General features: G+C 71.9%; 9 protein-coding genes. 4 read left to right on the top strand and 5 right to left on the bottom strand.

All coding sequences use genetic code 11. From position 1 onward, the window contains the following. Positions 1-163: 163 nt before the first annotated feature. Both ACSP97_RS35825 and ACSP97_RS35820 read right to left on the bottom strand, forming a co-directional pair. Positions 164-1,168 (bottom strand): LLM class flavin-dependent oxidoreductase, encoded by a 1,005-nt coding sequence (locus ACSP97_RS35825; protein WP_440555946.1) that lies wholly within the window; start codon positions 1,166-1,168, stop codon positions 164-166. 108 nt (positions 1,169-1,276) lie between these two features. Continuing rightward, the gene (locus tag ACSP97_RS35820) at positions 1,277-2,488 is read right to left on the bottom strand and encodes an MFS transporter (protein WP_355328950.1); all 1,212 of its coding nucleotides are present in this window, start codon (positions 2,486-2,488) and stop codon (positions 1,277-1,279) included. Positions 2,489-2,577: 89 nt separating this feature from the next. On the opposite strand from ACSP97_RS35820, the gene ACSP97_RS35815 reads away from it, so the two are divergent. Next, positions 2,578-3,339 carry a DeoR/GlpR family DNA-binding transcription regulator gene (locus ACSP97_RS35815; protein ID WP_440555945.1) on the top strand — a complete coding sequence of 254 codons (762 nt, stop codon included), beginning with the start codon at positions 2,578-2,580 and terminating at the stop codon, positions 3,337-3,339. 138 nt (positions 3,340-3,477) lie between these two features. Here the strand turns inward: ACSP97_RS35815 and ACSP97_RS35810 are convergent, their stop codons facing one another. After that, complete coding sequence (locus tag ACSP97_RS35810; RefSeq protein WP_355151841.1) at positions 3,478-4,332, bottom strand: NAD-dependent epimerase/dehydratase family protein; 855 nt, start codon at positions 4,330-4,332, stop codon at positions 3,478-3,480. 136 nt (positions 4,333-4,468) lie between these two features. Between ACSP97_RS35810 and ACSP97_RS35805 the strand changes: the two genes are divergently transcribed. Beyond that, on the top strand, positions 4,469-5,317 hold the full coding sequence (locus tag ACSP97_RS35805) for a helix-turn-helix transcriptional regulator (protein ID WP_440555944.1): 849 nt from the start codon (positions 4,469-4,471) through the stop codon (positions 5,315-5,317). A gap of 161 nt (positions 5,318-5,478) precedes the next feature. Beyond that, the gene (locus tag ACSP97_RS35800) at positions 5,479-6,999 is read left to right on the top strand and encodes a family 43 glycosylhydrolase (protein ID WP_355151843.1); all 1,521 of its coding nucleotides are present in this window, start codon (positions 5,479-5,481) and stop codon (positions 6,997-6,999) included. A 71-nt stretch (positions 7,000-7,070) separates the two neighbouring features. Here the strand turns inward: ACSP97_RS35800 and ACSP97_RS35795 are convergent, their stop codons facing one another. Continuing rightward, positions 7,071-8,963 carry an arabinofuranosidase catalytic domain-containing protein gene (locus tag ACSP97_RS35795; protein ID WP_355151844.1) on the bottom strand — a complete coding sequence of 631 codons (1,893 nt, stop codon included), beginning with the start codon at positions 8,961-8,963 and terminating at the stop codon, positions 7,071-7,073. A gap of 384 nt (positions 8,964-9,347) precedes the next feature. Continuing rightward, complete coding sequence (locus ACSP97_RS35790; RefSeq protein WP_355151845.1) at positions 9,348-10,367, bottom strand: LacI family DNA-binding transcriptional regulator; 1,020 nt, start codon at positions 10,365-10,367, stop codon at positions 9,348-9,350. A gap of 258 nt (positions 10,368-10,625) precedes the next feature. Here ACSP97_RS35790 and ACSP97_RS35785 point away from each other — a divergent pair, with 258 nt between their 5' ends. Then, positions 10,626-12,596 (top strand): glycoside hydrolase family 127 protein, encoded by a 1,971-nt coding sequence (locus ACSP97_RS35785; RefSeq protein ID WP_440555943.1) that lies wholly within the window; start codon positions 10,626-10,628, stop codon positions 12,594-12,596. Positions 12,597-12,633: the final 37 nt, after the last annotated feature.

Raw genomic sequence — 12,633 nt, 5'->3', positions numbered from 1 at the left:
GGAGGCCAGGGCCTGGTCGTCGGCGACGAGGAGGGGGCCGTCGGGCCGGTTCTCCACGTCGCGGCTGATCCGCGCCTGGAGCTGGTCTGTCGCGCAGCCCGTGCCGACGGCCCTCCAGCCCGGCGGGCCAAGGGTCCGGTTCTCCGGGGCCATTTGCCGGGTGTCAGCGGCGGTGGGGCAGGGCGCGGGCGAGACAACCGAGGGATGCCAGGGGGTCGGGGCCGACGGGGGCGAGGACGACGCTGGTCGCGCCGGCCGCGTGACGGGCGGCGATCGCTGCGCGGGCCTGGTCGGGGGTGCCGGCGATGCTCAGCTCACGGACCCAGTCGGCGGGCATGGTCCGGGCGAACGCGCGGCCGTCGGGGCAGGCGGCCCGGTGTGCGCGCAGCTCGGCGGCGAAGGGCAGGGGTTCGATGTGCGCGGCCCAGTCCGGCTCGCCGATGGGCTCAAGACCGGGGCGGACGCGGGTGAGGGCGGTTTCCTCGTCGTCGTCGACGGCCGCTGCGTCGTAGGTGACGATCTCCCGGTCGCCCGCGGCGGAGGCGGCGCCGCCGTCCAGGTGCCGGCGGGAGGCGGTGATGTAGGCGGGGGCGGCGGGTTCGGCCAGGAGGAGTCCGTCGGCGACTTCGCCCGCGGCTTGCTGTGAGCGGGGGCCGCGCACGCCCAGGACGACCGGCGGGACGGCCTCGGGGTGGGGGGTCTCGGTGAGGACGACGCCTTCGCAGCGTACGTAGCGGCCGCCCGCGGGCCCGGGTTCGCCGCGCAGGAGCAGACGCAGGGCGGTCGTGTATTCCTTGATCAGTGTCAGTGGGCTGGCGGGCCGGTTTCCGGCCTGTCGCATCCAGTCGGGCATGCCGTGGCCGATGCCGGCGATCAGGCGCCCGGGATGGAGCTGGGCGAGGGTGGCCAGTTCCATCGCGGTGAAGCACACGTTGCGGGCGCCCGCGGGCAGGATGCCGACGCCGACGGTGGTGCGCGTGGTGGCGGCCAGGACGGTGGCGGCCTGGGCGATGCCGCCGCGCCAGCCGAGGTCCTCCACCACCCAGCTCTGCTCGAAGCCCAGTTCTTCGGCGCGCCGCGCGTACGGCACCACGTCACGGGCGGGGAGGTCGCGGGGCAGCAGCACGCCGACGCGGCCGCGGGCGGGCCGGGTGTGGGGCTCGGGCATCAGGGGCTCCTTCGGGAACGGCGGCGGATTTCGGCCTCCCGGTCCTCGGCGGGCCGGGGGGCTGGGGGGCTTGTGCGGCACGGGGTCAGGTCCGTGCCGCACAAGCGGTCAGTGGATGCCGGCTGCCGGCTCACTCTCGCGGGTGTGGACGGCTCCGGTGCGCAGGACGCGGGCGCCCACGGCGGTGGTCACGCACAGCAGGGTCAGCAGGACGAAGGCGTGGTTCAGGGCGACGAGGTGGGTCAGCCAGCCGATGACGGCGGGGCCGGCGAGCATGCCGACGTAGCCGAGTCCGGCAACGCGGGAGACGTTGGCGCCGGCGGCCGCGGGATCGGCGTGCCCGGCCGCGCTGAACAGCTGCGGTACACAGCCCGACAGGCCCAGCCCGAACAGTGCCCAGCCGGCGAACGCGGCCCACATCCACGGGCCGAGGGCCACGAGTGTGATGCCGGCGGCGGCCGTGGCCGCGCCGCAGCGCAGGATCGCCATGGAACCGAACCGGGCGACGAAGCGGTCCGCGAGCAGCCGGCCGAGGGTCATGGCCGCGGCGAAGGTGCCGTACCCGAAGGCGGCCGTGCCGGCGGGTGCGCCGAGGACGTCCTTGAGGTGCAGGGCGCTCCAGTCGTTGGCGGCGCCCTCGCACAGCATGACCATCAGCGCCAGGGCGGCCAGCAGCCAGACCCGCCCCCTGGTGCCGCGGTGCCTGGCGGCCGGTGCCGCGTCCGGCTCCGTGGCGGAGCCGGAGCCGGCGTCGGGGCTCTCGGCGGCGGGCAGCAGGGCGCGTGCCGAGGCCAGGGCGATCACGATGCCCACGGCTCCCATGGCGGCCATGCCCGCGGCCGGGTTCAGGCCGGCGCTCGCCGCGCCCGCTCCGACGAGCGAGGCGAGGACGCCGCCGACGGAGAACGTGGCGTGAAAGCCCGACATGACGGGACGGCCGTACGCCTTCTCCACGTGCACGGCGTGGGCGTTCATGCTCACGTCCAGGCAGCCGTTGCAGAACCCGAAGACCAGCAGCGCGCCGGCCAGGGTCCACGGATCCCGGGCGAGACCGGGCAGGGCCAGGGCGGCACCGCACAGGATGCCGCCGGCGGGGACCACGACGCGGGAGCCCAGGCGGTCGGTCAGGGGCCCGGCCACCCGCATCCCGATGAAGGCTCCGAGCCCGAGCAGCACCAGCAGGCCGCCGAGGGTGGCGTGGCTGATGCCCACACGGTCCTCGATCGCGGGGATGTGCACCACCCAGATGCCCATCAAGGTGCCGCACAGGACGAAGTAGATGTAGGTCGCCACACGGGCGGCTCGAAGCGATCGTTCCATGCCCCCACCGTAACGACCATCATCCATGTTCGAAAGCCTAGCTAATGAACAGATTGATTGTTTGTTTTCCGGTGGTGTTCAATCGCGGTATGAGCAACGCAGACCGGCACGGACTGATCGCGAAGGCCGTCAGGGACTCCGGTGGCGCCACGGTCCAAGAGCTCGCCGAGCTGACCGGCGCCTCGGAGATGACCATCCGCCGCGACCTCGACACGCTCGCCGCCCAGGGCGTCCTCGAACGCGTCCGCGGTGGGGCACGCACCCTGCTGCTCCGCGGCGAGGAGCCCCCTTTCGCGCTGCGCGCCCACGAATCGGTCGACACCAAACGCCGGATCGCAGCCGAGGTCTGCGCGCTCATCGCCGACGGCGAGAGCGTCCTGCTCGACAGCGGCACCACCTGCCTGGAGGTCGCCCGCCTCCTGCGCGAGCGGCCCGTCACCGTGATGCCGCTGTCCCTCCAGGCCATCCACCTGCTCGGCGAGACACCCGGCCCGGCCACACTGGTCGTGCCCGGCGGACAGCCCCGCGCCGCCGAGGGAGCCCTCACCGGCCCCCTCACCCTCGCCTCCCTGGCCGCCCTGCGCTTCGACACGGCCGTCATCGGCTGCTGCGGACTGAGTGCGGCCGACGGGCTGACCGCCTACGACCTCGACGACGCCGCGGTGAAGAAAGCGGGCATCGCCTCGGCCCGCCGCACCATCGCCGCCGCCGACGGCGCCAAACTCGGCCGGACCGCCTACGCCTACGTCGGCCCCGCCGCCCTCCTGCACACCCTCGTCACCGACACCACCGCACCCGCCGCGGAAGTCACAGCACTCGAAGGCGCGGGCACCACGGTCAAGACCGTCTGACCGCTCCGCCGTGCGGAGCCGGGCCCGCGGCCCGCTCACCCCTGGGGGCCAAGCGATCGTCTTCACGGGCCCGATCCGCAACTCCCTGGTCGTCCCGCCCCTGGCTCTCGACGGGCGGGCCGCCGGGCGCGGTGACCGTCACAGGGCTCCGGCGTCCCGGGCCGTCCAGACGCTTGGGTAGATCGGCCGGAAGCCCAGCTCCCGGCGGATCCGCTGGTTGGACACGATCCCGAGCCACGGGTCGGGGTCCGTGAGCTCGTGGAGCCCGGCGGGTACCTCGACGCCGTTGAGCTGGTACAGCTCGATCGTCGTGACGGGGGCGTCATCCGCGATGTTGTAGATCCGGCCGGCGATGCCCGGGGCGTACAGCAGACGCATCAGGCCCTGAGCGACATCCGCGTGGTGGGCCATCTGGAGGCGCTGGTGCGGCGCCCAACGGGCAGCCCAGTGCAAGGAGTCGGCGAGGTGCGGGTCGCCCTCGCCGTAGACGAAGGGGAGCCGTCCGATGCGTACGTCCAGGTCCTCGAGCGCGAGCAGTTCGCGCTCGGCCTCGGCCTTGGACTCGGGGTAGGCACCCCACATCGAGCCGCCCGGCCGGCTCTCGTCCTCCTCGGTCAGCGGGCGGCCCCGCCCGAGGCCGTACACGTTGTTCGTGCTGACCTGCACGAACCGTTCCACGCCCATGGCCCGCGCGGCGCGGCCCAGGGCCACCGCGGCGTCCCGGTTGACGGCCCACGCCTCCTCGTCCGGCACTCCGCGGAAGGACGCGGCGACGTTCACGACGGCGTCCACGCCGGCGAGCGCCTTGCCGAGTGTCTCCTCGTCGCGCATGTCCCCCACGGCGACCTGGGCGCCCAGCTGCGCGAAGCGCTCACCGCGGGCCGCGTCCCGCACCAGGACCCGCACCTGCTCGTCCGGCTGCCGCTGGGCCAGCAGCCTCGGCACGAAGCGGCGTCCGACCTGTCCCGTCGTACCGGTCACCAATGTCAGCACGATGTGCTCCTCACGTCCTGTGTCACCTGTGGTCGACGACGAGTCTCCGCCTACGCGGGGACGAGGGGGAGAGACCTCTTGATCAGGGGATCGCGGGTCCCTGGATGAGCCGGCCGGCATCCCGCACCCTGGAGAGGTGAACCGAGCCGAACTCGCCGACTTCCTGCGCCGCGCCCGCGCCCGCCTAACCCCCTCCGACGTGGGCCTCACGGCCACGGCCCGCCGCCGTACGCCGGGGCTGCGCCGCGAGGAGGTGGCCCAGCTGGCCGGCATGTCCGTGGACTACTACACGCGACTGGAACAGTCCCGGGGCCCGCGCCCGTCCCGCCAGATGCTCACCGCGCTGGCCCGCGCCCTGCGCCTGACGGAGGACGAACGCGACCACCTCTTCCACCTCACCGGGGAGGAGCCGCCGCGCCGGGAGGCGACCAGCAGGCACGTGCGCCCGGCCCTGCTCCTTGTGCTGGACCGGCTGCACGACAACCCGGCGATGGTGGCCACCGACTGCGGCGAGGTCCTGGCCCAGAACGCGCTGTCACGTGCGCTGAGCGGAGACGTCCTCGCCCGTCCGCCCCAAGGACGCAATATCATCCGCCACTTCTTCCTGGACCCGGCGGCCAGCGAACTGTTCCCGCCCGAGGACCGCCCGGAGCGCGCCCGCGAGCTGGTGGCCGGTCTGCGAGCAGTGGCCTCGGCCCGCCCCACGGACCCCGAACCCGCCGCCCTCGTCGCCGAACTACGTGCCGCGAGCGCGGAGTTCGCCCACCTTTGGAACGAACACGAGGTTGCCGTACGCCGCGCCTCCACGAAACGCTTCCGGCACCCTGCGATCGGCATCCTCGAACTCGACTGCGAGGTCCTCGTCAACTCCGACCACAACCAGCAGCTCGTCATCCACACGGCACGCCCCGGCACGGAGTCGTACGAGCGCTTGCAACTGCTGCGGGTGGTGGGCTTGCAGGACCTGACACCGACAGGCTCCTGACCGCGCGCACGCCTTGAGGCACGAGCGTCTTGACGCCCTGTCAACATCACCCTACGGTGGCGCACCGTCGGTATTACAACGATGCAAAGCGATGTCCCGGCGCAGCCGCGCCGGGCCTTCCCCCGCCTCAGTGCGAAAGCGCTCCCCAAAAGGAGTCCCTCATGCGCACGCAATCCCGCACCGCCCTCCCCCGGTCGCGGCCCCCTCGCTCGCGCCCGCGGCGTCTGCTCGGCGTGCTGGTCGCGCTCGGGCTGGTCCTCGTCGCGCTGAGCGCCGTACGCCCCGCTCCCGTCGCGGCGGCCCAGGCGGACGGGCCGATGGCCCGGCCCGCGGCCCAACAGGCCGCCGCCACCGGTACGTTCCGCAACCCGCTCAACACCGGGCCGGACCCGTTCATGACGTACTGGAACGGGAACTACTACCTCACCACCAGCCAGGGCAGCAGCATCCGCATGTGGCGCTCGCCGTCGCTGAGCACCCTGCTGACCGCCGATCCCATCACCGTGTGGGCCGACACCGACGCCTCGCGCAACCGGGACGTGTGGGCGCCGGAGTTCTACCGGTTCGGCGACCGCTGGTACCTCTACTACACCGCCGACGACGGCACCGACGACCACCACCGGATCTACGTCGCCGAGTCCGACCGCGACGACCCGGCCGGGCCGTACCACTTCAAGGCGAAACTGGTGCCCCCCAACCACGCCGCCGACTTCGCCATCGACCCGGGCATCCTCCAGCACAACGGCCGCCTCTACCTGGCCTACAGCGGCATCAACCCGTACCAGCACAACGGTCTCAACATCGCGCCCCTGTCGAACCCGTACACCGTCTCGGGCGACGCCGTGGCGATCAACGCGGCCGGCGGGTGCCCCGAGGTGCGGGAGGGGCCGGAGTTCCTGTACCGCAACGGCCGTACCTGGATGACGTATTCGACCTGTGACACCGGCAAGCCGGACTACCAGGTGTGGATGATGTCGCTGCCGTCGAACGCCGACCCGCTGGTCCCCGGCAACTGGACGCAGCACCAGGGGGCGGTCTTCTCCCGCGCCGACGACCACGGCGTCTTCGGGCCTGGCCACCACGCCTTCTTCACGTCGCCCGACGGCACCCAGGACTGGATCGTCTACCACGCCAAGACCACCTCGGCCTACACCTACACCGACCGCACCACCCGCGCCCAGCGCATCGGCTGGAACGCCGACGGCAGCCCGAACCTCGGCGTCCCGCTCGCGACGGGCGCCACTCAGGACCTGCCGTCCGGCGACCCGGGACCGGGCGCCTACTGGATCAACGACGACGGCCGTTCCAACGGCGCGGGCAGCGTCGCCTACACCGGCTCCTGGAACTCGGGCACCGGCTGCGCCGTGCAGTGCTTCTGGGGCGACGACCACTGGAGCGACCAGGCCGGGAACACCGCCACGTTCACCTTCACCGGCACCCGGATCGCCCTGCTGTCCGTCCGCGACACCGGCAACGGCTACGCGGCGCTCAGCATCGACGGCGGCGCCGAGCAACGCCTCGACTACTACGGCGCGATCCGCACCGGCGAGACACTCCAGTTCCTCAGCCCGCGCCTGCCCTACGGCCGGCACACGCTGCGGGTGCGGGTGACGGGCGAGCACGACGCGCAGTCCGGGGCGTCGTTCGTCAGCGTCGACCGCGCGGAGGTGTACGTCAACTGAGTCGAAAAGAGTAGGGGGTACGGGACCGGATTCCGGTCCCGTACCCCCTCTCCCTTCCCGATGTCGTCAGGTCAGGTCAGTGTGAACCGCTGTGCTGCCGAGCCGTTGCAGTCCCAGATGCGCAGCCGGGTGCCGTTGGCGGTCGCGCCGTCGGGCGAGTCCAGGCACCGGCCCGACTGGGGGTTGAACAGGGAACCGTCCGAGCGTTGCTGCCAGTTCTGGCCGCCGACGCCGTTGCAGTCCCACAGCTCGACCTGCGTGCCGTTCGCGGTGCCGTTGCCGTTGACGTCGAGGCAGCGGCCGAGCGAGCGCAGCGAGCCGTTCGCGTTGTGGTACCAGTGCTGGTCGACGGCGTAGGACTGGCAGTCCCAGAGCTGTACGGCGCTGCCGTTGGAGCCGGTGTCGTCGGCGGCCACGTCGAGGCACTTGCCGCCGGGGGCCGCGACCGGGGCGCCGCCGTCGACGGAGAACTTCTGCGCCGTCGAACCGTTGCAGTCCCAGATCTGCAACCGGGTGCCGTTGGCGGTGGCGCCGCTCGGCGAGTCGAGGCAGCGGCCCGACTGCGGGTTGCGCAGGGAGCCGTCGGTCTGCTGCACCCACTTCTGACCGCCGACCCCGTTGCAGTCCCACAGCTCGACCTTGGCGCCGTTGGCGGTGCCGTTGCCCTCGATGTCCAGGCAGCGGCCGATGGTGCTCAGCGAGCCGTCGGCGTTGTGCTGCCAGTGCTGGTCCTCGGCCCAGGTCTGGCAGTCCCACAGCTGCACGGCGGCGCCGTTGGCGCCCGTGTCGTCGGCGGCCACGTCCACGCACTTGCCGCCGGGGCCGGTGACGGTGCCCTGCGGGCCGTTGGGCACGTCGGTCTGGCCCGCGTAGCCGACGGAGACGATGTTGGCCTGGACGGCGTTCTCGGCGGCGTCGCTCGGGTAGCCGGAGACCATGACGCCCTCGAAGAAGGTGCCCCGGTTCCAGTTGCTGTTGTCACCGCCGGTGCCCAGGATGATGCCGCCCTCCTGGTGCATGGGCTTGTAGCCGCCGCGGGTGGGCAGTCCGCCGTCCCACCAGGTTGTCAGTGCGCCGGTCTGGGAGTTGCCGCCCTTGAGGGCGTACTTGGTCTGCCCGTCGTTCTTCAGCACGGCCGTGACGAACGGGCTGTTGTTGCCCCGGTTGGCGGTGTTGGAGCCGTTGTCGCCTTGGAACATGCCGTTCTCCAGGTCGGCCTCGACCCATGGTCCGGAGCCGGTGCACGGTGCGAAGTAGCACGTGGTGGCGATGGAGACGGCATCCATGTGGCCGTTTCCGGTGTCGGCCGGGGTGCTCTCGGCGTTGCCGTAGTCGAAGCAGCAGTCGGAGCCGACGTGGGTGCCGGAGGCCACCATGTAGGCGCCCTCGGGCTGGCCGTTGACGGCGACGCCGGAGGCCACGCCGGTGTAGCGGTAGCCGACGCCCGGCGAGATCCAGATGCCGTAGACCTTGTGGCCGCCGGCCGTCACCGCGATCTCGCCGGCGTCGGCGCCCCGGTCGGCGCCCATGCCGGAGGTGCCGGCCGGGCCGGGGGTGAGGTCGTTGTGGCGGGAGGTCTGGTCGTAGACCTTGGTGATGCGGCATGTGGTGTTCTGGCAGAACACGTCCTGCTGGGCGGCGTTGGCGTAGCCGCCGGGGGCCAGCAGTCCGATGTCGGCGCGGGCCCCGTCGGAGGCGCGTGTGACCTGGTAGAGGGGGCCGTTGTAGGAGGACAGCAGGGCGCGTGTGGTGCTGTGCGCGGCGACGCAGGGGGTGCCGGCCGCGCCGTAGATGTCGCACGGCAGCGAGCCGGCCGCCTGGGAGACGGCGGGAAAGGCGATCAGCGCGCCGAGGACGAGACCGAGGGCGGCCACGGCGGACAGTATGTGCCGGAGAGGGAGGACCGCTGATCTCGTGACGAGGCGCGGGATTCCTCGCGCGGCGATGGTGTGTGCTCTGCGCATGGTGTGCTCCCGTGGCTGTGGGGAGGGAAATGGAGCTCAACCTGCCGGTGCGGCGGCAGAGTTCACGCCACTCGGCACCTTCGCGGGAAGTTAACGCGCACTGATCGAACGCGTCAATATTTGTTGCTTCACTTTCCTTGGCCGCTGGCAGTGCGTCTGAATCTGTTGCCTTCTGTTGGCCCGGGGCCCGATTCTGCCACTCGTCGAGCTTGTCCGGACCGTTCCCGGGCAGCCCGCAGCCCAGCGTCATTCCGCCCACGGAACACGCCCGGGAACGGCATCAGGGTCAGCGGAACGAAACCCGGGAACGCACGTGACCGCCCGGGCAGTTCCTGCGGGGGCAGCAAGCGAGCCGAGCATCCAGCAGACGGCACACGGGACGACTCAGCTCGACTCGCGGACGACGAGGCGGCAGGGAACGGTGCACACGCCTGGCTCCGGGTTGCCGCCGATGGCGTCGAGAAGCCGCAGCGCGGCCTGCCGGCCGACCTCCGCGAGATTCGTGTCGATCGTGGTCAGCGGCGGGCGGCACGCCAGCGCCATGACGTCCCAGTTGTCATAGCCGACGACCGCCACCCTGCCGGGGACGTCCATGCCGCCTTCGCGCAGCCTGTCGGCGACGCCCCTCGCGATCTGGTCGTTGCCGCAGAAGAAGGCGTCGGTGTCCGGTGCGGCACGCAGGACCGCCTCGGCGGCGCGGCGGCCCCACGCCTCGCTCCACTCGCCGAAGTGGACCCGGCCGGTGGAGAGCGCCAGCGAGGAGTCCCCCAGCAACTCGACGGTGTGCTGGGCCCGGTCACGGGCGGCAGCGTGATGTGCCGGGCCGGTCACATGCGCGATGCGGGTGCGGCCCGTCGCCAGCAGGTGCTCGACCGCCAGCCGTGCTCCGCTGCGGTCGTCGGACACGACGGACATGTCGTTCGGGTCGGTGGACGGCGAGAGGGCGTAGACCGTGGGGATCGGCTCGATGCCCGTCAGAGGAGGACGCGGGTCGGTGCGCCGGCCGGTCACGATGATGCCGTCCACCCTACGGTCCATCAGGTTGCGCAGATGATGCTGCTCGCGGATGGCGTCGCCCCGGGTGTCGCACAGCAGCACGGAGATCTTCCCCGCGCCAAGCGCATCCTCGGCGCCGAGCAGTACCGGAGTGCTGAAACGGCCGATGCCGTCGGTCGTCATCAGCCCGACGGTCCAGCTGCGCCCGGTATGCAGGCTCTGCGCATGCTGGTTGGGCCGGAAGTCGAGCGCTTCGACGGCGGCCAGGACGCGCTGCCGCGTCTCGGGCCGCATCCTGCCGTTGCCGTTCAGTGCTTTCGAGGCCGTCCCCACACTGACGCCGGCCAGCTTGGCGACATCGGCGAGCTTCGCCCGCCCGCCTTGGGGAGGCCCTGAAACAGCGGTCACGCGCAATCCTTTTCCTAGACGACGTCAGTGATGCCCATCCTGACACCCATCTCGCACCCTGACCAGTTTCCGGCGGGGCGGAGAAACTTGCCGCACTCCCCCTTGACTCACACCCTCGGGCTCCCTACGTTTCCGGCAGAAAATCGTTTTCCCAAACGAGTACGGGGAGCGGGGCACCGCCGGGCCGCTCCCAGGACGCACGACATCCCACGTGCGCCGGGCTTCACCCCGTTTTCCCACCTGCCTTCTCGGAGAGCCATGCCTCGTCCACGTTCCACCGTGTCCTCCCCCACGTGCCCGGCTCCACTCGAAGCGGGTCGCTCCCCCGCGGGCCCGGTTCGCCTCGGCCCGGGTGCCAGGGCCGCGCTGGTCCCCGCCGCCGTCGAGGTGGGCGCCGGCTTCTGGGGCACCCGGAGGGAGGTGAACGCGCGCACCTCCATACCACTGGGCCCCGGTCTGCTGGAGTCGGCGGGGAACCTGAACAATCTGCGGCTTGCGGCGGGCACCGCCGAGGGCGAGTTCCAGGGTGCGTACCCGTTCGTGGACTCGGACGTCTACAAGTGGTTGGAGGCCGCGGCCTGGCAACTCGCCCACGGGTCGCCCGACGGCGACGACCCACTCGCGGCGGACGTGGAGCGGATCGTTTCCCTCGTCGCGGACGCGCAGCAGCCCGACGGTTATCTGAACACCTGGTTCCAACTGCTCAAGGGCGGCGAGCGGTACAGGGACCTGCGCTGGGGCCACGAGCTGTACTGCGCCGGCCATCTGATCCAGGCCGCGGTGGCCCACCACCGGGCCACCGGACGCCGTCGCCTGCTCGATGTCGCCGTGAGGTTCGCCGACCACATCGACAGCGTCTTCGGCCCCGCGGACAGCGGAAAACCCCTCGACGGCGTCGACGGTCACCCCGAGGTGGAGACCGCCCTGGTGGAGCTGTACCGGGAGACCGGTGAGCGCCGCTACCTGGACCTGGCCGGCTACTTCGTCGACCGCTTCGGCCACGGCCTGCTCGGCGGTGAGGCGTACTGCCAGGACCGCGTTCCACTGCGCGAGGCGACCGACGTGGAAGGGCACGCCGTACGTCAGTTGTACCTGCTGGCCGCCGCCACCGACCTGGCGACCGAGACCGGGGACGCGGAACTGCGCGCCGCCACCGAACGGCTGTGGTCGGCGATGACGGCCACCAAGACGTATGTGACCGGCGGCCTTGGCGCCCACCACGACGAGGAGGACTTCGGCGACCCGTTCGAGCTGCCCAACGAGCGCGCCTACTGCGAGACCTGCGCCGCCGTCGCCTCCGTCCAGTGGAGCTGGCGCATGGCCCTGCTCACCGGCGAGGCCCGCTACTCCGACCTGATCGAGCGCACCCTCTACAACGGTTTCCTCACCGGCGTCTCACTGGACGGCGAGCGGTGGCTGTACGTCAACCCGCTCCAGGTCCGCGACGGGCACACCGACACCGGCGGGGACCAGTCGGCCCGCCGCACCCGCTGGTTCCGCTGTGCCTGCTGTCCGCCGAACGTGATGCGCCTGCTGGCCTCCTTGGAGCACTACCTCGCCAGCGAAGACGCGGGCGGCCTCCAGATCCACCAGTACGTCGCCGGCCGCTACACCGCCCCTGGCCTCACCGTCCGCTGCGAGACCGACTACCCCTGGCAGGGCGTGATCGGACTGACCGTGGAGGAGGCCCCCGGCGACCGGCCCCGCGTCCTCTCACTACGCGTCCCGCAGTGGTGTGGCGAGTTCCGCGTCCGGTACGGGGAGACGGTGTACGACCAGGACGACGCGCCGGTCGACGACGGCTGGCTGCGGCTGGAGCGCGCCTGGGCCCCCGGCGACGTGGTCGTCCTCGAACTCGGCCTGGAACCCCGCCTCACGGCCGCCGATCCGCGGGTGGACGCCGTACGCGGCTGCGTGGCGATCGAACGCGGGCCGCTCGTGTACTGCCTGGAGCAGGTCGACCACCCCGGCGGCCTGGACGACATCGTCCTCGACACCACACGCGCACTCATGGTGCGGCACCGTCCGGACCTGCTCGGCGGAGTCACCACCGTCGTGGCCGCGGGGCACCGTCGGCGCATCCCCGATGCCGGCTGGTGGCCGTACCGGAGTGCGCAGGCCGCCGACGGGCCGCGGGCGGCCGAGCCCCTCGAACTGACCGCGATCCCCTACTACGCGTGGGCGAACCGCCAGGACGGCAGCATGCGCGTCTGGCTCCCCACTTCCTGAACCCCACGACCGTCCCCGGCTCCACCCCGCCCCTGCT

The sequence above is a fragment of the Streptomyces sp. SCPE 10 genome, from assembly GCF_051980735.1.
In the GTDB taxonomy this organism is placed as follows: domain Bacteria; phylum Actinomycetota; class Actinomycetes; order Streptomycetales; family Streptomycetaceae; genus Streptomyces; species Streptomyces misionensis.
The sequence above is the reverse complement of the archived record's forward strand: the minus strand, read 5'-3'. Positions and strand labels throughout refer to the sequence as shown.